The 26,698-nt window shown below is 40.7% G+C and carries 23 protein-coding genes; 9 read left to right on the top strand and 14 right to left on the bottom strand.

The window, feature by feature from the left end; translation table 11 throughout:
* Positions 1-14 precede the first annotated feature (14 nt).
* From OQX64_RS10885 to OQX64_RS10875, 3 genes are all read left to right on the top strand, one after another.
* Positions 15-1,394 (top strand): FGGY-family carbohydrate kinase, encoded by a 1,380-nt coding sequence (locus tag OQX64_RS10885; RefSeq protein WP_265818782.1) that lies wholly within the window; start codon positions 15-17, stop codon positions 1,392-1,394.
* A 60-nt stretch (positions 1,395-1,454) separates the two neighbouring features.
* Entirely contained in the window at positions 1,455-2,486 is a 1,032-nt protein-coding gene (locus OQX64_RS10880; protein ID WP_088300371.1) for a GntR family transcriptional regulator, read from the top strand.
* Between the two features lie 67 nt (positions 2,487-2,553).
* Entirely contained in the window at positions 2,554-5,934 is a 3,381-nt protein-coding gene (locus OQX64_RS10875) for a DEAD/DEAH box helicase (RefSeq protein WP_265818781.1), read from the top strand.
* 160 nt (positions 5,935-6,094) lie between these two features.
* Here OQX64_RS10875 and OQX64_RS10870 read toward each other — a convergent pair whose 3' ends face one another.
* The 4 genes from OQX64_RS10870 to OQX64_RS10855 form a co-directional block, all read right to left on the bottom strand.
* Entirely contained in the window at positions 6,095-6,916 is an 822-nt protein-coding gene (locus OQX64_RS10870; RefSeq protein ID WP_265818780.1) for an SDR family oxidoreductase, read from the bottom strand.
* Between the two features lie 39 nt (positions 6,917-6,955).
* Positions 6,956-7,891 carry an NAD-dependent epimerase/dehydratase family protein gene (locus tag OQX64_RS10865; protein ID WP_265818779.1) on the bottom strand — a complete coding sequence of 312 codons (936 nt, stop codon included), beginning with the start codon at positions 7,889-7,891 and terminating at the stop codon, positions 6,956-6,958.
* 88 nt (positions 7,892-7,979) lie between these two features.
* Positions 7,980-8,585, bottom strand: coding sequence for a Crp/Fnr family transcriptional regulator (locus OQX64_RS10860; RefSeq protein ID WP_265818778.1), 606 nt, complete (start codon positions 8,583-8,585; stop codon positions 7,980-7,982).
* Between the two features lie 46 nt (positions 8,586-8,631).
* Positions 8,632-9,213, bottom strand: coding sequence for a thymidine kinase (locus OQX64_RS10855; protein ID WP_088299989.1), 582 nt, complete (start codon positions 9,211-9,213; stop codon positions 8,632-8,634).
* A 123-nt stretch (positions 9,214-9,336) separates the two neighbouring features.
* On the opposite strand from OQX64_RS10855, the gene OQX64_RS10850 reads away from it, so the two are divergent.
* Positions 9,337-10,536, top strand: coding sequence for a hypothetical protein (locus tag OQX64_RS10850; RefSeq protein ID WP_088299988.1), 1,200 nt, complete (start codon positions 9,337-9,339; stop codon positions 10,534-10,536).
* Positions 10,537-10,730: 194 nt separating this feature from the next.
* Here OQX64_RS10850 and rodA read toward each other — a convergent pair whose 3' ends face one another.
* The 6 genes from rodA to purH form a co-directional block, all read right to left on the bottom strand.
* The gene (gene rodA, locus OQX64_RS10845) at positions 10,731-11,993 is read right to left on the bottom strand and encodes a rod shape-determining protein RodA (RefSeq protein WP_088299987.1); all 1,263 of its coding nucleotides are present in this window, start codon (positions 11,991-11,993) and stop codon (positions 10,731-10,733) included.
* Between the two features lies 1 nt (position 11,994).
* Positions 11,995-14,001 carry a penicillin-binding protein 2 gene (gene mrdA / locus OQX64_RS10840; protein ID WP_088299986.1) on the bottom strand — a complete coding sequence of 669 codons (2,007 nt, stop codon included), beginning with the start codon at positions 13,999-14,001 and terminating at the stop codon, positions 11,995-11,997.
* A complete protein-coding gene (locus tag OQX64_RS10835) occupies positions 14,002-14,517 on the bottom strand; it encodes a rod shape-determining protein MreD (RefSeq protein WP_088299985.1) in 516 nt (171 codons plus the stop codon).
* On the bottom strand, positions 14,510-15,349 hold the full coding sequence (gene mreC / locus OQX64_RS10830; protein ID WP_088299984.1) for a rod shape-determining protein MreC: 840 nt from the start codon (positions 15,347-15,349) through the stop codon (positions 14,510-14,512). Before mreC ends, OQX64_RS10835 begins: the two co-directional genes overlap by 8 nt.
* A gap of 73 nt (positions 15,350-15,422) precedes the next feature.
* Positions 15,423-16,445 (bottom strand): rod shape-determining protein, encoded by a 1,023-nt coding sequence (locus OQX64_RS10825; protein ID WP_010601761.1) that lies wholly within the window; start codon positions 16,443-16,445, stop codon positions 15,423-15,425.
* A 186-nt stretch (positions 16,446-16,631) separates the two neighbouring features.
* Positions 16,632-18,158 carry a bifunctional phosphoribosylaminoimidazolecarboxamide formyltransferase/IMP cyclohydrolase gene (purH, locus tag OQX64_RS10820; protein ID WP_265818777.1) on the bottom strand — a complete coding sequence of 509 codons (1,527 nt, stop codon included), beginning with the start codon at positions 18,156-18,158 and terminating at the stop codon, positions 16,632-16,634.
* 493 nt (positions 18,159-18,651) lie between these two features.
* Between purH and OQX64_RS10815 the strand changes: the two genes are divergently transcribed.
* From OQX64_RS10815 to OQX64_RS10805, 3 genes are all read left to right on the top strand, one after another.
* Positions 18,652-19,488 (top strand): hypothetical protein, encoded by an 837-nt coding sequence (locus tag OQX64_RS10815; protein ID WP_265818776.1) that lies wholly within the window; start codon positions 18,652-18,654, stop codon positions 19,486-19,488.
* Positions 19,489-19,549: 61 nt separating this feature from the next.
* Positions 19,550-20,017, top strand: coding sequence for a hypothetical protein (locus tag OQX64_RS10810; protein WP_265818775.1), 468 nt, complete (start codon positions 19,550-19,552; stop codon positions 20,015-20,017).
* Between the two features lie 164 nt (positions 20,018-20,181).
* Entirely contained in the window at positions 20,182-21,141 is a 960-nt protein-coding gene (locus OQX64_RS10805; RefSeq protein WP_265818774.1) for an HNH endonuclease, read from the top strand.
* 445 nt (positions 21,142-21,586) lie between these two features.
* Here the strand turns inward: OQX64_RS10805 and OQX64_RS10800 are convergent, their stop codons facing one another.
* The 4 genes from OQX64_RS10800 to OQX64_RS10785 all read right to left on the bottom strand — a co-directional run bounded on the left by OQX64_RS10800 (position 21,587) and on the right by OQX64_RS10785 (position 24,129).
* Positions 21,587-21,862 (bottom strand): hypothetical protein, encoded by a 276-nt coding sequence (locus tag OQX64_RS10800; protein WP_265818773.1) that lies wholly within the window; start codon positions 21,860-21,862, stop codon positions 21,587-21,589.
* Positions 21,863-22,197: 335 nt separating this feature from the next.
* Positions 22,198-22,698: a DoxX family protein gene (locus OQX64_RS10795; protein ID WP_265818772.1), complete on the bottom strand. Its 501-nt coding sequence runs from the start codon at positions 22,696-22,698 to the stop codon at positions 22,198-22,200.
* Positions 22,699-22,896: 198 nt separating this feature from the next.
* Complete coding sequence (locus tag OQX64_RS10790) at positions 22,897-23,910, bottom strand: carboxypeptidase-like regulatory domain-containing protein (protein ID WP_265818771.1); 1,014 nt, start codon at positions 23,908-23,910, stop codon at positions 22,897-22,899.
* A gap of 51 nt (positions 23,911-23,961) precedes the next feature.
* Complete coding sequence (locus OQX64_RS10785) at positions 23,962-24,129, bottom strand: hypothetical protein (RefSeq protein WP_265818770.1); 168 nt, start codon at positions 24,127-24,129, stop codon at positions 23,962-23,964.
* A gap of 546 nt (positions 24,130-24,675) precedes the next feature.
* On the opposite strand from OQX64_RS10785, the gene OQX64_RS10780 reads away from it, so the two are divergent.
* Both OQX64_RS10780 and OQX64_RS10775 read left to right on the top strand, forming a co-directional pair.
* Positions 24,676-25,647, top strand: coding sequence for an aldo/keto reductase (locus OQX64_RS10780; protein WP_265818769.1), 972 nt, complete (start codon positions 24,676-24,678; stop codon positions 25,645-25,647).
* Positions 25,648-26,475, top strand: coding sequence for a helix-turn-helix domain-containing protein (locus OQX64_RS10775; RefSeq protein ID WP_265818768.1), 828 nt, complete (start codon positions 25,648-25,650; stop codon positions 26,473-26,475). It abuts the gene before it with no gap.
* The last annotated feature ends 223 nt before the right edge of the window (positions 26,476-26,698 follow it).

Genomic DNA, 26,698 nt, shown 5'->3' with positions numbered 1-26,698 from the left:
AAGGGAAATAAAAAATGCCTAAACCTGTTATCGCCATATTTGATGTTGGAAAAACGAATAAGAAACTGTTTTTAATTGATGAAAATTATAGCATTGTTTATGAAAGGTCGGCACGTTTTGTAGAAACTATGGATGAGGATGGCGAAATCTGCGAGAATCTCGAAAGCTTAACCTCTTCTGTATATGATTCGTTAAACCAGGTGACGCAGTTAAAGGAGTTCGATATTAAGGCCATCAACTTTTCTACTTATGGTGCCAGTTTCGTTTATCTTGATGAAAAAGGAGCGCCCTTAACACCACTTTACAATTATTTAAAGGCCTATCCCGAAGGGCTTAAAGCAGCATTTTATGCTCAATATGGAGGGGAAGAAAAAATTTCCCTCGAAACGGCATCACCTGTTCTGGGTAGCTTAAATTCTGGTATGCAGCTCTACCGCCTGAAATGTGAAAGGCCTGAATTGTTTAATCGCATCAGGTATGCTTTACATTTACCGCAATACCTCAGTTATTTACTTACCGGAAAAGCCGTGGCAGATATTACCAGTATTGGTTGCCATACCCAGCTTTGGGATTTTAATAAGAATGAATACCACTATTGGGTTAAAGCAGAAGAGATAGATCAAAAATTTGGTGAATTTACAGCTGCAGATACTGCTATAAAAAGCAGCTTTCAGGGTAAGGAAGTAAGTGTAGGTGTGGGCCTGCATGATAGCTCTGCAGCTTTAATTCCTTATCTGGCCAATTTTAACTCGCCTTTTGTACTTATTTCTACCGGAACCTGGTGTATCAGCCTTAATCCTTTTAATCAGGAGCCACTTCAGGCAGATGAATTAAAGAAAGATTGCCTGTGCTACATGCATTTTAAAGGTAAGGCCGTAAAGGCTTCCCGAATTTTTGCAGGTCATGAACATGAAGTGCAGCTTAAACGAATCGCCTTACATTTTGATCGCGCAGCCTATCTTTTTAAACATTTAAAGTTTAATCCTGCTTTGGTTTTAAAGCTGGTTAATAAAGTGCCCGAAAATCAGCAGGTACAAACCGAATTTTCATTAACCTCTGCTTTTCCTGAACGGGATTTAAACATCTTCCAAACGGCAGAAGAAGCGTATCATCAGTTAGTAATCGATTTAATTAAGCAGCAGGTTTACTCGCTTAAACTCATTCTGAATGATGGCGTAAGGCGAGTTTTCGTCGATGGGGGCTTTGGAAAAAATGCCATCTATATGCACCTGCTGGCCAGTGCCGTGCCCGATATTGAAGTTTATGCCTCTTCTGTAGCTCAGGCCACTGCCATTGGAACTGCACTCGCCATTAATGATGTATGGAATGAAAATCCCGCACCAACGGATATGATTAACTTAAAGTATTATTCCGCCATTCAGCGAACCTTATAAAGCAAAACCGAATTTCATAGCAGATTTTTTTATATATTGGAAACCCTAGCAAAAAAGCATTTGAAGCCAGAAGATATCCTTAGTTATATTCAAATTGATGAATACTCCTCCACTCCAAAATATAAGCAGTTAACCAATGCGATTTTGAATGGAATTGATATGGGTAAGCTGCAAAAGGGGAGTTTGCTTCCTTCAATCAATGAGCTTAGTTTTAGTCTGGAAATGTCAAGAGATACTGCAGAAAAGGGCTATCGTAATCTCCGTAAACTCGGTGTGGTAGATTCTGTTCCAGGAAAAGGATATTTCATCATTAATACCGATTTTACCCGAAAACTAAAGGTTTGTTTGCTGTTTAATAAACTCAGTACCCACAAAAAAATTATTTACGATTCCTTTACCAAAGCCATTGGAGAACATGCGGCCATTGATTTTTACATCTACAACAATGATTATGTTTTCTTCAAGAAAATGATCATCAGTAAAAAAGATGATTATACGCACTTTGTCATTATTCCACATTTTTTAGAAGGAGGGGAAAATGCCCATGAAATCATTAATACGATACCAAAAGAGAAACTAATTATTTTAGATAAGCTTTTGCCTGGCGTAACCGGAGAGTATGCTGCGGCCTATGAAAATTTTGCACAAGATATTTACGCGGCATTGGAGCAAGCCCTCAACCGGCTCTCCCATTATACTACATTGAAAATCATCTTCCCTAAAAACAGCTATTTCCCGCATGAAATTTTAAGTGGTTTTTATCGATTTTGTCAGCAGTATGCATTCACGCACAAGGTGATCCATAATATTAAAGAAGAGGAAATTCAACCCGGCGAGGTTTATATCAATTTAATGGAGGATGATTTAGTGACTTTAATTGAGCGGCTGATTGTTTTAAATCTCAAAATAGGAAAAGACGTAGGCGTAATTTCTTATAATGAAACACCCCTAAAAAAGCTTATTTTGGATGGAATTACCACCATATCGACAGATTTTAGCCGTTTGGGTACCCAGGCTGCTGAGTTCGTGCTGAACGGAAAAACAGAAAAGCTTGCCGTTCCATTTTATCTTAACCTGAGAAATTCGCTTTAATCATTAGTGCTGATCATTTTAAACCTGCAAGGTTTATGCTATTTTTACACTTTACAAATTTGTTTAAATGAGCGAAGAAAAGGCAGGAACATCATCAGTATTCAACAATCCATACGATTATGTATTGCCTGATTTCAACCTGAAAGATTTAAACGGCATCTTCATTCTTAAACACCTCAGCCAGGAAGTTCACACACATGGCAAAGGCTTTTTTGGTCTTCATCCCGAACAGATTGAAATTGATTTAGCCGCCTTTAGTCATCCGGAATCTGATGCGGTATTTCCAATTGTTCAGGTACAGCAAACGGCAAATGCGGTGAAATTATCCTGCCGCTGCGCTGCGCCAAAAAATAAATTATGTGTACACCAGGCGCAGGTATTGTACAATATTCTAAACCGGGAAGATCTCACTATCTTTTTTGATGAGCGTTTACGCCGGCAAAAGCTGCATGCCATTGCGCTGGATTATGGATTGGAGAAGGAGCAAAATCTGGATGCTGTTTTTGTATTGAGCCATCAGGATGGAAAGTTGCAAATTAATCCTAAAATGAAAGCGCTGCAGCCTTTTGATAAGGAGGCCAGTAAACAAATGGCCAATATTTTATTGCCCCGGCAAAAGCCAAAGGTTGGAAAACCTGTAATTGATTTGAGTAAAACCATTTTGGTATTTGGCCAGCATCGGTATTACAGTAACCTATCCATTGAACTATACAAGGCAGATCAAACAAAAGCCGGGAAGATTAAAAATCCGCTGCAACGGATCAACCTGAACAGTTTGTTATTTCAAACGGATGATAGTGATGAACTGAAATTCTTCAGTGGCATTGCTACTTTTCAGGCCAATTACAATAATGATCAAACGGGGGAAGAAATTGAGGCGTTAAAAGCCATTGTGAAGAATCCGCAAAAGATTCCTTTCTATCTTCAAAATCCGAAGGAAACCACTATTCAGGCATCTGCCGTTATTCCTGTAAATGTTCATTTTCTTGATCTTGATTTAAGATTATCGGTAAACCAGCTGAATGATTTTTATGAAATTACCGGGCGGTTAATTATTGAAGGTAAATCCTACGCGCTGGATCAGCTGTTGCTGGTTCATCAATATTTCGTTAAACTGAAAGACCAGCTTTATTTAATCACCAAACCTGATTTTTTGCGGGTGATAGGCTTTTTCCAGAAGCAAAGTAACCGTTTAATTTTACACAAAACCAAGTATCCGGCGTTTCAAAAGCTTATCTTAATTCCGTTAGAGGGCAGTATTCAGGTTGATTATACTTATCTGAAACCTGCTACGGCAGATCAACTGGAAGAAAAGGGCTTTGATCTTGAAAATGAAAAGTTAATTTATTTATCAGAATCTGAAGATTTTATTTTAATCACACCTGTGATGCGTTATGGAAACCTGGAGATTCCGGTACTTTCCAAGCGGCAGATTCAGGCACAGGATAAACTCGGTAATGTTTTTACCCTGCACCGTGATGAGGAAGCTGAACTGCAGTTTATTGCCAGCATTTTAAAGCAACATCCCTATTTCTACGATCAGGAAACCAATGATTCGTTCTATTTACACCGGAAACGTTTTTTAGAAGAAGGATGGTTTTTAGAAGCCTTTGAAGTGTGGCGCAATAAGGGCATTCAGCTATTAGGTTTCAATCAACTTAAAAATAACAAGCTCAATCCACACCAGGCGCAGATTAATATCGAAGTTTTAAGTTGTACCGATTGGTTTGAAACCAAGGTGAAGGTGAAGTTCGGTAAACAACAGGTGGCTTTAAAGCATTTGCATAAATCCATCCGGAATAAAAGTAAATTCATTACCCTTGACGATGGGACGCAAGGCATTTTACCACATGAATGGATTCAGAAATTCACTGATTATTTTAATGCCGGAGAGGTAACCGACGAAGCCATCCTAACCCCAAAAATCAAGTTTGCTACGCTAAATGACCTTTACGAAGATGCACTTCTTGACGGAGAGGTAAAAAATGAGTTAAAACGCTACCGGCAAAAGTTTGAGGGTACAGAAGCCATACAGGAAGTTGAGGTTCCTGAAGATTTGAAAGCTACCTTACGTCCTTATCAGAAAGACGGATTAAACTGGTTAAACTTTCTGGACGATTTTAATTTCGGGGCCTGTTTGGCAGATGACATGGGACTTGGTAAAACCATCCAGATTCTGGCCTTTATTTTGTCGCAACGTAGGAAAATGAGTCACAATACTAACCTCGTCGTGGTTCCTGCATCATTGATTTTCAACTGGAAAGCAGAAATTGAAAGATTTGCACCATCCATTAAGGTTAAAACCATTTACGGTACGGAGCGGACTAAAACGACTGATCGTTTCGATGGTTTTGAGGTGGTCATTACTTCTTATGGCACCCTGCTTTCTGACATTCGCTACCTGAAGGATTATCGCTTTAATTATATTTTTCTGGATGAATCTCAACACATTAAAAATCCGGAATCACAACGGTATAAAGCAGTGAGGATGTTAAAATCGAGGAATAAAGTAGTGATGACCGGTACACCGATAGAGAACAATACTTTCGATCTTTACGGGCAACTGTCTTTTGCTTGCCCGGGTTTATTTGGGAGTAAACAGCAATTTGCCGATTTGTATTCTACACCAATAGATCAGTTTAAGGACAAGAAAAGGGCTGAGGAACTTCAAAGGAAAATCAGGCCTTTTATGATGCGGCGTACCAAGGAGCAAGTGGCTAAAGAACTTCCGGATAAAACGGAGATTGTACTTTATTGTGAGATGGGTACAGCACAACGGGAGGTTTACGAAGCCAACAAAAAGGAAATTCAGGATTATATTTTGGGTAAAACGGAAGATGAACTGCCCAAAAGTGCCATGCATGTGCTAAAAAGCATCACCATGCTGCGGCAGATTTGTAATTCCGCCGCACTGCTGGCTGACGGGAAATCATATCTCCAGGCTTCATCAAAAATCGAGGTATTAATGGAGCAGATTGAAGGCAAGTCGCAGCATCATAAGATTTTGGTGTTTTCACAATTCGTGAGTATGCTCGAGCTGATTAAAAAGGAACTGGAGCGAAAAAATATCAGATATGAATACCTCACCGGCCAGACCCGAAACAGGGAAGAGGTGGTCAGGTCTTTTCAGGAAAGTGAGGATATTCCTGTTTTTTTAATCAGTTTGAAGGCCGGAGGAACCGGATTGAACTTAACTTCAGCTGATTATGTTTACCTGGTTGATCCATGGTGGAATCCTGCAGTAGAAAATCAGGCCATTGACCGGGCCTACCGCATTGGGCAGCATAAAAATGTAATGGCCGTTCGATTGATTTGTCCGGATACGATTGAAGAAAAGATCATGAAACTGCAGGCTTCAAAAAAAGATCTGGTGAAAAACCTCATCCAAACCGATGGTGGATTTTTTAAAGGTTTAAGTAAAAAAGAATTGTTGAGTTTGTTGGGGTAATGATTTATAAATCGTCATTGCCAACTGAAGGGCAGGGCTTGGTGCTGGCATGAAGCCATCTATCTTTGCCAAGCGTACACGGCAAGAAAGATGGCTTCAGCTGATGAAGAACCAGCTTCGCAATGACGGCGAGAGGTATCATGCGCGCAAAGCGGAATGCTTACACTATTTCAACCTGAAATTCATAATCCAGGTATTTTGGAACGTTTACACTTTCTACGATCTTCCAGGTTTGTTTCTCCGAAATAAATCCAGGGACTACCAAACCTGTATTTTTAGCGGCAGCGCTATAAAATTCTTTTCTGTTGGGATGATCAGGAGCGCAGGCATTATAGATTCTGCCAAAAGCCTGTTTTTCTATGATGGCCATTGCAATCCCTACAGCATCCGTTTGGTGAATCAGGTTCACCGGTGCCAAACCGTTAGGAATATCCATTTTGCCGGCAAAAAATCTTCCGGGATTCCGTTCAGGTCCGATTAATCCTCCAAAACGGATAATCGTAAATCCCCCTGGCATTGCCAGTGCCAATGCTTTTTCAGCAGCCAATACCACCTTACCCGAGTCGGTATCCGGATTGGTTTCACTCAGTTCGTTTACAATTTGATTTTCATCGCCGTAAACACTGGTAGAGCTAATCAAAATAATGTTTTCTACTTTCCCCTTTGCAGCGTTAATGATCGATGCTATCTTCTGCGCATAATCATTTAACTCAGGAGAATTTCGCTTCGGTGGAATACAGATAAACAAAATAGCTGCGTCAAAAAATTCCAGATCTGCAACCATCTGATCTGCACCGAAATGAACACGAAAGGGCTGTATGCCTCCCTCAGCAAGTATGGAGAGTTTTTCAGGAGTAGTGGTAGAACCTTTAACCTGATAACCCTGCTCAATAAGTTTTTTGGCAAAAGCAAGACCAAACCAGCCACAGCCTAAAATGGAGACGTTTTTTTCTGGCGCAAATTTCTGATTTTTCAACATCATCAAAGATAGTTCATCTGCATTTAACGGACGGGCGAATGGCTAAATATTTTGCTTTTTATACATCGTTTCCGAAATGTTTGTAATCCCATCCACATAGTTGGTTGGTTTAACATTAAAGTATTGCTCAAATTTTGAGGAATCAAACTGATAGTCGTGATCATATTGGTAATACATTTCTACCGTACCGGCCACCACCTTTTTAAAAAGCCCGAATAAGCGGAGCATCAGTTTGTTGATGGTCGTATATTTTGGCTGAACCTGATAGATTTCTGCAGCCAAACGCATAAATTCAATACCTGTAATGGGTTTGGCGGTAGGGAGATGCCAGATTTGATTGTCTGATTTTGGTTCCTGCCCCAGCATATACAAGCCTTTGCCCACATCGGGTATGTACGAAAAGTTATGCAGCATCTTCGGATTGCCAACCCATTGTGCACTTTGGTTTTTTGAGTATTTATCAAGTACCATCATATCAATAAAACTATTCATGGAACTGGCACCATAAAAATCAGCCGCTCTTGCTATGCTGGCCTGGATATTTCCGGTAGACACTTCATCCATTAAGCTGTTGGCTACGCTGGCACGAATTTCACCTTTAACGCTGCAGGGATGATAGGGCGTTTGCTCGGTAACCGGACCATTTACCAGTCCATACATGTAAATGTTATCCAGGAAAATCAGTCGTGCACCAACACTTTTCACTGCATTGATCACATTATTCATGATCAACGGCCATTGTTGCTGCCAGATTTTAGCATCATAAATGATACCTGCGCAAAGGTAAACCACAGTTGCACCTTTAGCCGCTTCGCATACCTGAGCTTCATTTAATAAATCTGCCTGAACCCAGCTCAGGGTTGGATTGGAAACTGCAATGGGTTTCCTGCTTACCAGTCGAACGGTTTTTTGATGGGCTAATAATTCTGCTGTAAGCGCATGGGCACTTGGTCCGCCGGCTCCTAATATCACGTACATATTTTTGTGTTTTAATGACCATCAAAAATAGGCAGGTATGCAGGCTTAAAACGTTAACAAAAGATAAGGTTTTGATTTAATGCTGAATTCAGGCATGCACCTTTAGTGTTCTCTTTCTGATTCTGGAAAGCGATACAGGGGTAATGCCCAAAAAATTAGCCACATAATGCTGAGGGATGCGCAGAAATATTTCACCGGCATTCTTTTGCATATCCAGATAACGTTCCTCCGGACTTTGAATGATAAAGCTGGCTACTCTATCCTCGTAACAACAGATGTAATATTCTGCAATCCGGCGGCCAAACTGTTCAATTTTAAAGGCAATGGCCGGATTGTTTTCCATAAGCTCAAAGTTCTTTTTAGCAATCAGGATCAGGGTGGTTTTTTCTATTGCCTGGATATAATTGGTGTTGGGCAGTCGGGTTAAAAAACTTTTGTAAGCACTTACCAACTCATTTTCAAAGCTGAAATATCCGGTAATTTCTACACCTTCCCGCACATGGAAATACCGCATGGCACCATGTAAAATAAATCCCATATGATCACAAACCTTGTCCGGAACAGCAAAAAATTCTTTTTTGTCGTAGTGCCTGAATTCGAGGTATTGCTTAAAAATTTCCCATTCTGCATCACTGAAGGAAACAAATTTTTTTAATTCACAGCGTAAATGATTCAGGTGTATGGTATTATCCATGATGGAAGTTTAAGGCTTTATTTCTATACTCCAAGATAGGAAATTTCTATCCATTATCCAGGTGATAGCAAGCCCGGCAACGTGGTTCATAACTTTCTTTTTCGCCCAATAAAACGGTCGAATCATTGGCCACTGTTCTGTAACTGAAAAGTGCCGGATTACCACAGCATACGCAAACGGCATTTACCTTGGTTACATGTTCTGCAATGGCCATTAAGGCCGGCATCGGACCAAAAGGTTTGCCGGTGAAATCCATGTCCAGGCCAGCCACAATTACCCGTATTCCCCTCAACGCAAGTTTATTACAAACATCCGGAAGTTCATTGTCGAAAAATTGTGCCTCGTCAATGCCCACCACCTGGGTATTGGTGCCCAGTAATAAAATGGCCGAAGCACTGTCGACAGGGGTCGAGTTAATGGAATTTAAATCATGAGAAACCACTGCTGTTTCATGGTAGCGCGTATCAGTTCTTGGTTTAAAAATCTCGACATTTAATTTAGCAATCTGGGCACGCTTCAATCTTCTGATCAGTTCTTCCGTTTTGCCGGAAAACATGGAACCACAAACCACTTCAATACTTCCTGAAAATTCACCTCTTCTTCTAAAATTTTGTTCGCTAAATAACATGTCCGATCTGTTGTGCCCTGATGTGTTCTCTATTAATTTTAAACCGAACAAATATGAGAATTATGTGTTATTTTTGGGTACTTAGTTACCAACATAAATCAGCACAAAATCCGTTTTAAGTTTATGATGAACCAACAGAATATCTTCAAGAAAGTCGGCAGTATTTTAACAGAATTAAATGAGCAATATGAATTTCTTGCTCAAAATCCACAACAGCTGAATCACCTGGAGCTGGAGTTGTTTTTAGCCAATGCAGATTTTCTTGCAGATCATGTACGGATTGTTCAGAAATTGAATGTGGTGAATGAAAAGCCATCAGCCATTATTCATCAGCCGCTGCTGGAAGAACAGAATACGATTATTCTGCCTGAAACGCCGCAAAGTTATTTGGCGGATGACCAGGCTTTTGAACCTCAGGAACTGGAAGAAGTAATCACCGCAGAAGAGCAGGAGGAGCGGATTGATGTAAAACCGGAACAAGAACTGCAGGATGACGAAGAAATCAAAAATGATACTGCTGAAAAAGTACTGGAGCGCGATTTTTTTAAACCAGACCAGGATGACCACAGTTTTGAGTTTGTTTTAGGGAACCACAGTGCTGATGAACAGTTTGATTACGAAGCAAAATCGGTAGCAGAAATTTTCGACAGGCCTTTAAGTGAGGCAGAAGAGGAGATTCTGGCACAGAAAAAGAAAATACACGAAAAGGAAGAAGCACCTTTGGCGCCGGAGGATGAAACGGTACCAAATGAAGAAGATGAAATTGGTCCGGAACCTTTCTTAATTGCAAAAGATGAGGCCCCTGAACCGGAGAATCCGGAAGCCATTAAACCAGATGTTTCAACGGAAGCACCTGTAACTGAAGAAAGGGTCGTTCCGCCATCAGCACCAATACCTTCATTGCGGGATGTGGAAATGGATGAACCCATCATTTCACCACCGGTATATGAAAAACCGATTTTTACTCCTGAAGCCATTCCGGTTAAGCCGGCAGAGCAGCCTATTGCTGCAGCTAAACCTACCCAAAGTTTAAATGATTTGCTGGCTAAAACCAATGCACAGGGCGACGAACCGGTAAAGGCACCAATTGCCGATTTGAAACAGGCCATTAACCTGAATGAGAAAATGCTTTTTATTAAAGATCTGTTTAAAGGGTATAACCTGGCTTATTCAGAGGCAATCGATATCGTTAACAAAATGAACAATTTTGAAACGGCCAATAACTTTTTACAAAGCAATTATGCCATGAAGTATGATTGGGCAAGTAAACAAGCTACAGTAGATCAGTTTTATGAATTGTTGAACAGGAGGTTTAGTAAATAAGGTGTAGATCTTTGTGTGGTACCAGTTGCGGCTTACCAGTGATAAGTCCTGGCGCATCGTGTGGAACATGATCTTGCGGTAAGCACACAACATGCAATACATGATGAGGTTTTATGAACTATAATAGTTTTGTTTAGCAATATATATCTTTGCTCTTTGTTCTTTTTATCTTTGTTCCTTGCTCTTTCTATCTCTTAAAAAAAGCCCATTCTGTTTGAATCCAGTTTCAGGAAGATAAATAACAATATGGTGAAACTCCATAATGAGGAACCGCCGTAGCTAATCAGCGGCAAAGGAATGCCAATTACGGGAATGATGCCAATCGTCATGCCGATGTTGATAAATACGTGGAAGAAAAGAATACAGGCTACACTGTAACCATAAACCCGTGAAAAGGTAGATCTTTGCCTTTCAGCGAGATTGATTAACCTTAATAACAGAAAAATATATAAGGCAATCACCACTGAACAACCCAGAAAACCCCATTCTTCACCAATGGTAGAGAAAATAAAATCGGTACTTTGCTCCGGTACATAGCCATATTTGGTTTGCGTACCTTCTAAGAAACCACGTCCTGTTACCTGTCCGGAACCAATGGCGATTTGCGATTGAATCACATTGTAACCAGCACCCCGGTTATCTGTTTTAAGGCCTAACATCAACTCAATCCGGCTTCTCTGGTGCGGAGCCAATACCTTTTCATAAGCCACCTTGATCAGAAATAAATAACCGATGGCCAGTACAGTAACCAGAACAGTGGAGAATATTATTTTCTGTTTCCTGCGGTTATTGTAGATAAACAGGCCGGCAACTGCGGTAATGATGATGATCAGAATGTATGTCGGTACGAGGAAATCAGCAATAAACAAAACAATCATGCCCAGGAAGATCAATAAAAAGTAGCCTGATAAACCTTCGCGGTATAGGGGAAACATAAAGGCTAAAAAAACCAGTGCAGAACCTGTATCGGGCTGCAGCATAATCAATACCAAAGGTGCGCCAACAATTAATGCGGCGATGGCGATGGATTTTAAATCCCTGAATTTTGGATTAAAGCTCCCTACATACCTGGCTAAAAGCAATGCCGTGCCAAATTTGGCAAACTCTGCCGGTTGCAGCTTAAAGGAACCTATGGCAATCCATGCCTGATTCCCGGCTACTTTATTTCCAATGACTAAAACGGCCAGTAAAAGCAGCAAAGTACCACCATAAATAAAAGGGGAAAACACATTAAATATTCTCCCATCGAAAAGTAATATCGACAGGCCAAGCACCAACCCTGTTAGCACGTAAATTAATTGCTTGCCGTATAGGGTATTAAAACTAAATATAGAAGACTTTTCAGGAGGAACGGAAGCAAAAATATTAATAAAACCAACTGCACAGAGGGCGATGTAAATTAAAACTGTAATCCAGTCTACATTAAAAAAGAAACGATTTCCCTGTTGTTGCTGCATATTATTTTTGGATGACAGGTTTATCCTTTAACACTGTGGTTAATCCTTTTGGCCTGGTTGCAACAGTTTTTGTTGCTGCAGATTTCAGTTTAAGGCTGTCTTTTAATCTTTTGATGGAATCAAGCTTTTTAATTGAAATGCTATCTGCCTTTACCGGTTTTGGTTTTTTCGTTTTATCAATGATGGCTGGCAATAGATTGGTTTCAGCAAAGGCTTTAACCGTATAACCATTTGCCTTTGGTTTGATGGAATCCGTTAAATATTTTTCTACTATAAAACTGGATATAGGTGCTGCATACGAGCCCCCGAAACCACCATTTTCTACAATCACAGCTATGGCAATTTTTGGGTTATCCATTGGCGCGAAGCCTATAAACACAGAGTGGTTTTTACCATGCGGATTTTGTACCGTACCCGTCTTTCCACACATCAGGATATTTGGAATTCTGGATTCCTTTGCTGTTCCCCATGAACTATTTACCGCATCTCTCATGCCTTCAATCACCGGCTGAAAGTATTTTTCATCTATACCTACATAGTTTTTCTCAAGGTATTCTTTTTTGACTACCTTTTTATCGCCAATCCCCTTAATTAAATGAGGTTTGAGGTAATAACCGCGATTGGCGATTGCTGCCATAACATTTGCCATCTGTAAGGGTGTAGAGGTAATTTCTCCCTGGCCAATGGCCTGAGAGATCACCGTGGTATATCCCCAGCGTTTGCCGTAAATTTTATCGTAATGATCTGCCGTATAAAATATGCCTTTCTTTTCGAAAGGCATGTCGATGCCCAGTTTTTGGCCAAAACCCCATTTCGAAATCTGATCATGCCAGTGCGCGTAAGTCTGACGTTGATTTTTCATCCCGTTTTTGGTGATGATATTCTGAAAAACGTGACAGAAATAGGTATTACAGCTTCTGGCAATTCCGCGCTGCATGTTAATCGTGCCATCAATGTGTTCGCATTTTACCCTATGGTTTCCGGCCTGGTAATAACCCGGGCAAGTGAAGGTGGTATTCGGATCGATAGCACCATCTTGCAGGGCCACCAAAGCATCTACCGGTTTAAATGATGAGCCGGGAGAATATTGACCGGCAATAGGGCGCACGATTTGCGGACGATAAGGATTGGCCAGTAAACCCATGTAGTTTTTACCCCAGTCTTTTCCAACAAGCTGATTCGGATCATAACCCGGGCTGCTTACAAAAGCAAGGATTTCACCTGTTGAAGGCTCTATCGCTACAATAGCACCCACCTTATTTTTCATGAGTTCTTCGCCAAGCTTTTGAATTCTAATATCCAGAGAAGAGATTAAGCGATCACCGGAAACGGCATTTATATCATATTTACCTGCCGAATAACTTCCCTGTGCAATGTTTTTAGCATCGTAAAGCATATTGATTACACCTTTTTCCCCACGCAGAAAATCTTCATAGGAGCGCTCCAGTCCACTTTTGCCAATAAAATCACCTGGTTTATAATAGCCTTCCGATTTTTCAATATCATCCGGACTTACCTCTTTAACATAACCAAAAAGCTGTCCGGCAATGCTGTCCGGATAGTGCCTGATGGTTCTGTCCTGCGTTCTGAAACCTGGAAAACGGTACATAATTTCCTGAAGACGGGCATAGGATTGTACAGAAATCTGACGGTCAAAAAAAGTAGCCTGATAAGCAGATTGCGCTTTGGCCTTTTTTAATTTCTTACGTACATCAGCCACTGAAATTTCCAGTGCCTGTGCCAGTGCGAGGGTATCAAAGGGTTTAACCTCGCTTGGGGTCACCATCAAATCATATACCGGCTCATTTTGAACGATCACTTTCATGTTCCGGTCCAGAATGGCACCCCGGGCAGGGTATTTATAAAGCTTGCGTAAAACGTTACTCTCTGCAGAAAGAAAATATTTATCACTCACCACCTGGATATAGAATAACTTCCCCAGCAAAATCAGGGCAATAACAATAAATAATCCCTGAATGATATATTTTCGGTTAAATAACTGATCCATTTAGCGCGATGTTCTTTTATAGAATATAAACTCTACCAATAAAATAATAAGCAGTGTAAAGATACAACTTATGCCGCATCTCATTAAGGTGTAACCAATTTCTGTTAACCTGAATGTTTCTAAAAAAAACAGTACCAAATGATGTGCAATCACACAAAGAAAAGCATAAAGCGAAAACCACTGGAAGCCCATATAGCTTAACGAAGGTTCAGGGTCATCAATGGCGTCGCGGTTTAAACTAATGGAAATAAAAGAAATCCTGACAAAAGCCAGTACCACACAGGCGGTAGCATGTACGCCCATGGTGTCGTAAAAAGCATCTAATGTTAAGCCTGTTCCGAAAGCCAGCAGATAAAGCAAAATATTCGGCATGCCGAATGGCAGGAGTAATAAAAAAAGAATGTAAATAAATGGCGTAGACAGGTCATAAAAGCCCATGTTCTTCAGCAGAAAAATCTGCACAAAAAGCAATACAAACCACCTGATTATATTTACGATTATAATTCTGCTATTCATTTGGTTTAACTAAACTTTCTAAAGCTTTCTGTTCTTCTGCTTTTTTATCTTTTATTACGTAAACATATTGTAACGTACTAAAATCAGTCACCAGATTCAGTTCTCCCGACAGGAAATTATCATTGGTGGCCACATTGGGCTTGATGATTTTTCCTACAAAAATGCCGGCAGGGAAGGAGCCATATCCTGATGTGATCACCGAATCACCCACATACATTTTGATGTGGTTGGGCACTTCTTTAATAAAAGCTTTTCTGATATCAAAATTACCATCTCCCCAAACCAAAGAGCCCAGGGCATGATTTTTCTTTAAACTTACACTAATCCGGGTATCCTTATGCAGCAAAGACTGGATGGTGGCCAGGTGTTCAGAAACATCCCTGATCAGCCCCACCACCCCACGCTGAGGTGCAATTACGGCCATCCCGTTTTTAATTCCATCTACACTTCCCTTATTGATGGTCATGATGTTATTGCGCAATGTCACTGAATTTTTAACCACTTTGGCCGCCAGATAAGTGTATTGCTGATCAGTTAAGGTATCCACTACTTTAACATCTTTAGCGGTATCTATGGTATGTAAAGCGAGTAATTCACTTTTAAGTTTAGCATTTTCAGCGGCTAAACTGTCATTCACCATTCCGAGGTTTAAATATCTTTTAAAAACATTCAGCCTTTCATAAGCCGTTCCGATCACCTCATTCGAGGAGTTGAGCGTAACACTCCTTTGGTAGGCATTATTCTTTACGGTAAGGTAAATCCCGATCAGGAAAAAAATAATAAACAGGAAAAATGCGTTATATCTGCTGACAAAAATCCAAAGGTTACGCATTCGGGTTGTAAGTTATGAGTTATAGGTTATAAGTCTGGGCCTTTAAACCGTAACCTATAACCCGTAACTGTAATTATTGCATTAAGAATTTATATCCGCCAATGTTTTTCAACGCAATACCTGTTCCACGAACTACGGCACGAAGCGGATCTTCGGCAACGTGTACCGGTAATTTTGTTTTTGCTGCCACACGTTTATCTAAACCTCTTAATAACGCACCTCCGCCTGTTAAATAAATACCCGTCTGGTAAATATCTGCAGAAAGCTCCGGAGGGGTAATCTCTAATGCCTTAAGAATTGCTTCTTCTATTTTGGAGATTGATTTATCTAAACAGTGGGCAATTTCGGTATAGGATACGGTGATTTGTTTTGGAACACCCGTCATTAAATCACGACCCTGAACAGCGAAATCAGCAGGAGCATCCTGTAACTCTGGTAATGCTGCACCCACCTCAATTTTAATTTTCTCGGCAGTACGATCGCCAATCATGATGTTATGCTGGCGACGGATATAATTCACAATATCTGAATCGAAGTTATCACCCGCCACGCGGATGGACTGGTCGCACACGATACCGGATAAGGCAATCACCGCAATTTCAGTAGTACCACCACCGATATCGATGATCATGTTACCCATAGGTTCTTCCACGTCGATCCCGATACCTACGGCAGCAGCCATGGGTTCGTGGATGAGGTAAACCTCTTTTGCACCTGCAATTTCAGCAGAGTCACGTACCGCACGTTTTTCCACTTCAGTGATCCCTGAAGGAATACAAATAACCATTCTTAAAGAGGGAAACATCCAGCCTTTACCACCGTTCAACATGCGGATCATGCCTTTTATCATCGCTTCAGCAGCGTTGAAATCAGCAATTACACCATCTTTTAATGGGCGAACAGTCTTGATATTATCGTGGGTTTTACCCTCCATTTGCATCGCCTGACGGCCGATGGCAATGACCTTGTTTGTCGTACGATCAAAAGCTACGATAGATGGTTCATCTACCACAACTTTATCATTATGTATAATCAGGGTATTCGCAGTACCTAAATCGATGGCCACTTCCTGCGTAAACCAATTGAATAATCCCATGTATGAGTTTTATTTTCTTTAATTGTTAAATCTATACTATTCCTAATGTAAAAATAGCTTTTTTATTGTTTAGTTCGTTGGTTTTTTAGTTTGATGGTATTTAGTTACTCAGTCTTGCCTGTTTAACCCATGTAGATTTTAAATTTTTTAAGTCTTCAATCTCAACCAACCAGCCAACCAAACCACCTAGTGCTTAAAGTGTCTTACACCGGTAGTGACCATTGCAATGCCTTTTTCATTTGCTTTTGCCACAGAATCTGCGTCTTTAATGGATCCGCCCGGTTGCAAAACAGCGGTGATTCCGGCATCGGCAGCAATCTCCACACAATCAGGAAAAGGGAAAAAGGCGTCTGATGCCATGGCGCAACCTGCTACACTAAAACCGAATGAAGCGGCCTTGTCGATGGCTTGTCTTAAGGCATCCACACGTGAAGTCTGGCCCACACCACTGGCAATCAATACATCATCCTTAACCAAAACAATGGTGTTTGATTTAGTATGTTTCACAATTTTATTGGCGAAGTACAGGTCTTTTAACTCTTGCGCAGTAGGGGCCTTTTTAGTAACGGTAGTCATTTGCTCCGGACCTTCGATAATTAAATCTTTATCCTGCTCAATCACACCGTTTAATAAGGTTTTAAATTGTTTTTTGCTTAATTCAACATCGTTGCGCTGTAAAATCACGCGGTTTTTCTTTTTGCTGAATAACTCTACCGCTTCCGGCTGATAGGAAGGTGCAATCAGGACCTCAAAAAACAGGTTGTTAATTTCCTCTGCGGTTGCTAAATCTACTGCTACATTGGTAATTAAAACGCCGCCAAAAGCCGAAACCGGATCACATGCCAAAGCATCAATCCAGGCCTGTTTTACGGTAGGGCGGGAAGCAATACCACAGGCATTGGTGTGTTTTAAGATGGCAAAAGTGGGGTCTTCAAATTCATCGATCAGTGCCACAGCAGCATCCACATCTACCAGGTTATTATAGGAAAGTTCTTTTCCGTTCAGTTTGGTAAACATGGCATCCAGGTCTCCATAAAATACGGCTCCCTGGTGCGGGTTTTCGCCATAACGCAAGGTTTTAGCTTCTGTTACGCTTTGTTTAAAAACGTCTAATGGTTCTTCCTGATTAAAATAATTAAAAATGGCCGTATCGTAATGTGATGAAGTATGAAAAGCTGTTTTAGCAAATGATTTACGTTGTGCCAATGTGGTTTCGCCATTTTGTGCTTCCAGTTGCGCCTGTAAAGTAGGGTAGTCGTGCTTAGAGGCAATGATCACCACATCATTAAAGTTTTTCGCAGCAGCACGGATGAGTGAAATACCACCGATGTCAATTTTTTCAATAATTTCTGCTGCTGTTCCGCCGGCTTTTACCGTTTCTTCAAAAGGATATAAATCTACAACAACCAAGTCAATTTCAGGGATTTCATATTCAGCGATTTGTTCCTGGTCGCCGGATAAACCCCTGCGATTTAAAATTCCGCCAAAAACTTTTGGATGCAGTGTTTTCACACGCCCGCCTAAAATAGAGGGATAACCTGTTAAATCTTCCACTGCGGTAACCGGTAAATTTAAATCTTTAATAAATTGCTCTGTTCCACCGGTAGAGAATAACTGAACGCCCTGAGCGGCCAATAACTTTACCAATGGCTCCAAACCATCTTTATAATATACTGAAATTAAAGCGTTTTTAATTTTAATGGACTGACTCATTCTACTGTAAATTTTGAGCCGCAAAGGTAGTAAAAGCGGATGGTTTTTTTGTTATGTTGGAAAGGTAAAAATAGAATAACCCGATGCACAAAAAATCTTGAGGTATCCTGTTGGTCTGAATGGCGGATAAAACCTATTTACTGCCCGGGCCAGGTATACAGGAGTTTACTTGCCAGTTTACCAGTCGTTTTGTACCGCTTTAGCTTTTCCAGTCTATATCAGGCACTCTCCATTCGTCACTTAGTCTACAGATCCTCGCTTTTTTCTCTTGCCGGAGACAAGATCGTAAACGCAGACTCGAAGCAGGTACGAAGCATGCTCAGGGCAAGTGTAATGCAAGCCCGGGCAAAAGGTGGACTAGTGGTAGACTAAAGGCAGACTTATAGTGGACTTTACCGGAAGTTTGATTGGTATGGGAAGCAGAAATTTGCTATTTTAGAAGTATAATCTTCAGACTACGCTAATATACAACATTATGGCCACATTAAACGGGATGATGCGATTTTCCGGGCAACTCGGAGAACTTGTTTTTTATAGAAGAGGTAAGACAGATGTGGTGCGGCAAAAGGCGGCAGCATACACACTTTCTGAAAACAGCCGGAAAAGTGCTGCAGATTTTGGGGCGGCCAGCAGAAATGGTGCTTACATCAGAAAGGCTTTTGCACCGATGGTGAAGCGTTACGGCTATGGTGACCTGCATAACCGACTCAATAAAAAACTTGTTGACGTGTTTAAAACCATACCTGCTGCCTGTGCCGGCCAAAAGAAACTGCAAGACGGCAATATCAGCCTGTTGCAGGGTTTTGAATTTAATGCAGCCACATGGCTCGACCACCTTTTGCTGCAAAAGCCTCAGTTTAGCTTAGCGGGCCCTGATACGATGGTGTTGCAATTGCCCAAAACCGATATCCTGCAGCTGGTTAAACGCATTCCGAAAGCGGATGCCTGCGTATTGCAGGTGATGTTGTTCAATTTTGATGTGGACAGCGGTCAGTATGAAATTATCAGCATTAACGATCTTCGCCTTTCTTTTGAACAAGCGGATTTTCCCGGTGCTCAACTGCAGGTGCCTTTTGCGCATCAGGGCGACCGCCTGGTGCTGGTGGCCATGGGCATCTCTTATCTGCACCGGGAAGTGCAGAAGGCCGACCGCCGCTATTTTGCCTGCCAGCTGGCCTATTGCCGCCACTTAAAGGATGGGGTTGAAGTAGCGTTTATTCCGCCAGTTGCCCAGGTGAGTGCTCCTATTCAGGAGGCGGAAGCGGGGATCAGCTGGACCTTAGCCTCTCCGTCAGGGCTTTCTGACAGCCTTGAGCAATCTCCCTCTTAAAATTTAAAGGCCTGATCATGTTGACCCAAGCCTGGAGGCATTAAATCAATCACTTATTGGAATGGAACTCAAATTTAAATCTTTACTACTGATCTCGGTATTGACCACATTCACCGCTTTAATCGCTTCCTTTGTGGCATTGCCAGATCAATCAGGATATGCAGGGCTGTTTTTTATAGGCCTGAGTCCGGTATTTATTGGTGTTTTTATCATCTGGACCCTTATTTTATCCCCTGTCGTTCACCGTAAAGCGGGTTTTAACCAATTAATGGTCATCCTTTTAAGCACCATCGTGTTTGAATATGTGGTGGTGATCTTCGCCATGTGGTTTATGAGCAGCGATCAGCCTGGTTATCACCTGAATACTTTTCTGTCAGATTGTGCAGACCTTTTCCGTGACATCGCCATATTGGTTTGCATGGTTGTAACCGCTGCCACTTATTCTTTATTATGGACATATCTACTGAAGACCCATAAAAAGCAACCTGAGCTAAAACCTCATGAACATAAGCCGGGTGATTTTAAATGATTTGAATCTGGTGAATGTCACATCATTTGATTTATTATTTCGGGTTGTGCTGGCTGTATAGCCCGAAGTATTTTATCGCCTATGGCATAAAAGAGATCAGTTTATGCAGGATTAAATTTCCAAAACCCCCATCATTTGATTAGCTTCGGAAATATTTTGCCCTATTGAATTCATCCCTTCAAAAATATCTCAAAGCTTTTAGCCGCCTTAAACAAGGTGTAACGCAATATGGCCCAGCTCCGCATAAGCCTATATTATTGCTGAGCCTGATCGAGCTCATTGAAAAAGGTTTGGTCATTAATAACCAGTTTGAAGTCAATGCCGATTTAGTGGCTACTTTTAAAGAGAACTGGCTTTTGCTTGTATCCACTTTGCACCAACCTGATTTTACCCAGCCTTTTTATTATCTGCAAAGCGAAAAAACAGAAGGGCAGCCATATTGGATGTTGCAACCCAATTTGGGCATGCAAATCAACGCACATATCAAATCGGTAACCCGATTAAGCGAAACCTGTGCCTTCGGCTATTTTGATCCACAGTTATTTCTATTATTAAGTGATGCCAACAACAGGTCAGTGGCTACTGCAGTATTGCTTGATACTTATTTTGCCGAAGGCAAGGCCGGTTTTATTGCAGCCAAAAAACATGGCGATGGTTACCTGCATGATCAGGAGGATTTTGTATTAAATGAACCCGAAGCTAAATATAAGCGCATCTCTATCAATACAGAAGAGGATGTTTTCGTTAGAAACGGATTGTTCAAAAAACTAGTGCCGAAAATTTATGGTAACCAATGCAGTTTTACGGGCATGCAATTGAGCAGTACCTTCGGGCATAGCTTTGTTGATGCCTGCCACATTCTGCCTTTTAGCCAAACACATGATGATCAGGTCACCAATGGCATAGCTTTATGCCCTAATTTACACAGGGCTTTTGACCGTGGACTTGTCAGTATTTCTGCTGACTACACCATTCTTGTTTCTGATCATGTGATTGAAAAGGAAACCCATGCATATACCTTGAAAGGATTGGCAGGAAGAAAAATTTTATTGCCAAATAAAAGAATTCATTTTCCAGGGGCGGAAGCAGTGGAGTGGCATCGGGAGAATATATTTAAGCGTTAAACGAGAAATGCCTTGCAAAACAATTGATGGAAACACTAGAAATATTTTAGTATCTGATCAACCGACAACCTGCCCAACGTGCGGCAATAGAATGTGGCTACTTTTAGGGGAACCCCAGAAATACTGTTTACAAATGATTAATTTAGAGTATGGAAAGTTCATATAATTAAATTTTTGAAATGACTGGCAGGGAAATTCACGATAAGCGTTGCTAATACTGAATGAGGCTCGTAAGATGGCTTGGAACATGGAATGCCAATTTACTGAGAAAATGAATGATGTACTGAAGATGATTTAATTATATATGCGTACGAAGGAGATAAGACAGAGCTTATTTCTATCGGTGCAATTAATAGGAAAAGAACGGTTGTAAAGGAGTTGACATCATCAAGCGGAGAGAAATTAGTGAACTGCGAACGTGTACTGTAGGTGTCAACTTCAAACACTACTGTTTTTTTAAATATTTTACCCGAATGAAATCAAATCCCCAAATGATGATCACTAACACGAGCATATCTAATAGAAAATTGCTGGTATTAAAGCCGATATGGGCCAATGCAATATCAGCGGGATCTATTTTGCCATAGGTGTATTTGTTAAACGTTAAAGGAAATCCGATTGAAGTAAAACCGTCTGATTCTGCTTCAAATGTTGCGTAAATAAGCGTGGTTACGATAAAAGCCGCAATGGCTAATAAAGTGGGTTTCGTATGGATATTCATCAACCTAAATTTAATCTGCCAAATTTGTAATTTTCAATCATGATGTTCATCTGTTCGGGGGTAATGGTGGTGGAGGTAGCATAATCGGCTATTTGGAGCCTAATGCAAAGAGCATCATAGGTTTTAAGTTTTTTTGACTTTTCTAAAATTCATTTTCGCTTTATATCCATACCATAAACCATTAATTTTGCTTGCGATCGAGGCCAGGAGATATTCGTGAGTTCCGAACATGCTGCTAGCGAGTGATGGAGGTAAAAGATCGGCATATGTATGGCTGCTATTAAGCTTTAACGGTTTTGAAATTTCTACTGGTAAAGGTTTCCCAACGAAAAAATCTATTTTTCAGGATTGTAAAAAGGGCTAACCAGTGATATTCCCGAAGCGGTAAAAACCAGTACGGATAAGGGTACGATAAGTGCAATCTGCCATGTACGATGGGCGTTATCATTCACGTTATAGATTATAAATCCTCCAATGATAATGATTAAGTTGCGGAAATAAATAGACCAGGTAGGCATATTCAGTTTTAATACCGATCCAAAACATCCACAATCATCTACTTTACCAAAAAAGCTTCCATAAATAAAGAACATCGTAAAGACCAGGGTTACCAGGCTTGTGATGAGCCCGCTGATTCCCGTTCGATATCCAATAATCAGCGCCAGGCCCAAAAGTATCTCCACAGGAGGAATGAGCACAGAAAGGTACGCCATTATACCAATTCCATACTGTACTGCTATATTAAAAAATTCCTGAACGTTGACTAATTTACTGAAGCCTGATAGTAAAAATAGACTGCCTATTGCAATACGTAATATGAGACTCAAAATTTTCATGGCGTATTCTTATTAAAATAGTTGCCAATCATTTTCTTCTTTTCAAAATCTTCAATTATTTTATCTTCTAATGGGGTTCTCTTTATCACAGGATTATCCTTCCAGAAATTGGGATCATAGGTTACCTCCTTTAATATATCAACATCTTTTGACGCCGCATTCAGCCTATTGTAATTTATTTTTGAGAGATCCGCTTGCTCAGCGAGAATAAATACCTGAGAGGTATATTCTTAATTTCCCTCCGCCCAGCAGTCCTGCATATTTAATTTTTGCATTAACATTTAAATTGGCATATTTCAGAATGTACTGGCTGTCATTATCGGATTTAGTGTAAATGGCTTCCATTGGACTATCTTCAATTTCCAGTTTAACCGGACCACCGCTATTAAGCTTAAAATTTCGTACAAAGCCTGTTATCTTTGATACGTTATAGCTATCTGTATTGATGAAATATCGTCCTTCGAAATACATGATGGTAGGCTGGCTCTTTTTGTCTTTAATGCTACATTCAATAATAGCTATATCATCCTCACCGTCTTTGATATATCCTTGTACCTTGAAATTATAGATTTCTGAAGCATTTTTTGCTAATGGCGTAGCGAAGACAGAAGTTGAGAGATATCCCACTGATGCAAAACTGATAAAATTAAAATTCGAGAGAGATATATTTTTTTCAGACTTTGAAGATCTGGTTTGTGTAGGATTCCATCCTAAAATTGCAAAATTGCTGTATTGGGCATCAAAAAAGCTTTCACTTATTCCTGTATAATTATCGTTTAAGGAGGACAACTGCTTTATAAAGGCTTTGGCATAGTGGCGCTTACCAGCATTTAAGTATGCCTTTTTAAATGCAGAATCCATAAGGGATTTAGCGGGATTGCTGGTAATTTTAACCTCGTCGAGATTGATCTGAATGGCTTTCAATTTAACAACCAAAGGTTGATCCGTTTGCAAATCAGATATTTCTATAGCCTGATAGCCCATAAAAGACACCATAAGTTTCGAACCTTTATTAGCTTTAAGCGTGAACATCCCTTCTGAGTTGGTAACGGTAGATTCTTTTCCATCTACATTGACAGTCGCATAAGCAAGCGGAAGTCCACTCTCCGCGTCTTCAACTTTTCCTGACACCAATGTCTGTGCCAGGCTATTGCTTACCAGGAAGACCATTGTTAGAAGTAATAATGAGAATACTTTGTTTATATTTTTCATGAATTTAAAATTACGGCTTTTGTCTGAACAAAAGCCGTATAATAAGATGGACTAGTTATGTGTTGGAATTGTGCATTCTACACTAATAGTGCCGCTTCCACAGTCTACTTCTACGCCAACTTTTACCTCATCAATCCAAGGCTTGAATTCTAATCTTTCTTCTAATTCTTCAACATTGAAATGGTTAGCCATTCTTTCTAAGTCTTGATTTGTTTTCATAAAAATAATTTAAGTTTAAATAATAGAGCTGTGGTTCTTGATTCCGTCAGATGCAGCTCATTAACACCTGACGAATTCTATTTTAGGTATTCCTTTGCTCTTCTGAAAATTGGCATGAAGAGGTAGTTCAAAGAATATTGCACCAGCAGATAATAAAAAAGCAGTACCATTAGATATGTCCATTTAAAGTCATTCAAACTGAGGTCAAAGTGTGATACTCGTTGGGCTAGTGATACTAGAGTATCTGGAAAGCTTAAAATAGCCTGTTTGTAAGTGGACCATATTATTATCATATACATTAGCATCACTGAATAGTTCATTATGCCATAAGCGATGAGAAATGTATTTTTTGAGGAAAGATTTTTAGTCCCGGCAGACTTATCATCCTGATTTGTTTTGAATGCTAGTATTAATTGATTTTTTTGAATATGCTCATTTATCATAGCTCATATGATGTATGATCAAAACCATTAAAAGAGCCGTATAAGCAAATTAATTGAGCTGTGCAGGCAATTTAACTGTTCTTTGGAAACGGATATTTGTAGGATGAAAAACATCAAACAAATTCAGTTAGGCCATGATGGCCCTTTAGTATCCAGTCTTGGGCTGGGTTGCATGCGGATGTCATCTATCTGGGGCGGGCCAACGCCTGATGAATCAGAAAGTATGGCAACGATCAACCAGGCTTTGGATTTTGGCATCAATTTTTTGAACACCGGCGATTTTTACGGTGCCGGACACAATGAAATGCTGATCGGAAAAGCCATCAGGGGAAGGCGCGATGATGCCTTTATCAGCGTTAAGTTTGGCGCCATCTTTCATAATGGTCAATGGATCGGGTTGGACCTCAGACCGAATTCCATTAAGAATTTTATCAATTACTCCCTTACCCGTCTTGGCATTGACACGATTGATCTCTATCAGCCGAGCCGAATGGACAATAGCGTTCCTGTGGAAGAGATCATCGGAACGGTGGCCGATTTAGTGAAAGAAGGCAAAGTCCGTCACATTGGTGTGTCTGAAATTAGCGCTGAGCAGCTTCAAAAAGCCCATGCCGTTTACCCTATAAGTGCATTAGAAATCGGCTATTCACTGGCAGATAGACAAATAGAAGACCAATTGCTGCCTGCAGCCAGGGCGTTGGGGATTGCCGTTGTCGCTTTCGCCAATACTGCTGAGGGTTTACTGACCGGGGAAATGAACGCACCACTTAGCGACAATGATTACCGGAACCATTTCTCCCGTTTTCAACATGAAAATTTAGTCCATAATCTTGAAAAAGTGGCGCTTTTAAAGCAGCTGGCATCAGAGAAGGGTTGTACACCCACACAGCTTGCCATTGCCTGGGTAAAACAGCAGGGAGATCAAATCATGCCTTTAGTGAGCATGAGCAAGAGATCACGTCTGCCCGAGAATATCGCAGCGATAGAAATTGAGTTTACCGCAGCAGAAATGAGCGCATTAAATGCTACTTTTGCCATAGGCGCCATTAAAGGTGGTACCTACCTAGCACGATAAATGGAAAGTCCGGCAGAAATTCTTCCTGGTGTCATCTTTTATTCCTATCTGTCTACCGAAAGGAAACAGAAAGCATGCTTCTGGAACCACCATACCCTGGTGCTGCAGGTTTCAGGTCAATTTACCCTGGAAACCTCTGCTCAAACGATTTCGATGGGCGCAGGGGAAATGCTGCTGATTGGTAAAAATCAGCTGGGGATGCTGACCAAAACACCTGGTGCCGGGGGCAGCTATGAAACCATTGTGATTTCACTCCAGGAAGATTTGATGCGTAAAATTGCATTGGAGGAAAAGCTTGAATCCGGGATGAAGTATATCGGCTTGCCCAACCTGCTGATTCCCTCCAATGAATTTTTGCAGGGCTATTTTCAGTCTATCGTTCCGTATGCCAGAAGTTCAGGCGCAACCATGACAGATGAAATGGGCATCCTGAAAGTAAAAGAGGGCGTTAAACTATTACTTCTTGCACTTCCGGCATTGGAAAGCTTTTTGTTCGACTATTCAGAACCCCATAAAATTGATTTGAGAAAATTCATGCTCAATAACTTTCATTTTAATGTTCCGGTTGAAAAATTTGCGCAACTCACCGGCCGCAGTCTGGCAGGATTTAAACGCGATTTTCAAAAAACTTTCCACCTCCCACCTCGCCAATGGTTGCTCTCGCAACGGCTGGATGCTGCAAAGTTTTTAATTGAAAACAAGCACCAAAAGCCTTCCACCATTTATTTAGATTTAGGTTTCGAAAGTCTGTCGCATTTCTCTCATTCTTTTAAAAAGAAATTTGGCCTGGTTCCAAGAGCACTTAATCCGCTCCGATTGTCTAAATAAAATTTCAGGTCGTGGAGATCTGGAAATCATGATTAATCTCGCCTGCAATGCGCAGCATGGTTTTTGCAAGCAGGGATTGTGGAGGTTTTCTCTATGGGAAGCTGAGGAAGCGCTTTCATGATATGGCTCTTCCCATTTTACGATGCGGCCAGGAATGGTTTCGGGTTTTTACGCTAGATTGGTTTTGATTTTTCCGGCAGAGCACCCACTTCATGGATGATGT

Source organism: Pedobacter sp. GR22-10, assembly GCF_026239715.1.
Lineage (GTDB): Bacteria > Bacteroidota > Bacteroidia > Sphingobacteriales > Sphingobacteriaceae > Pedobacter.
The sequence above is the reverse complement of the archived record's forward strand: the minus strand, read 5'-3'. Positions and strand labels throughout refer to the sequence as shown.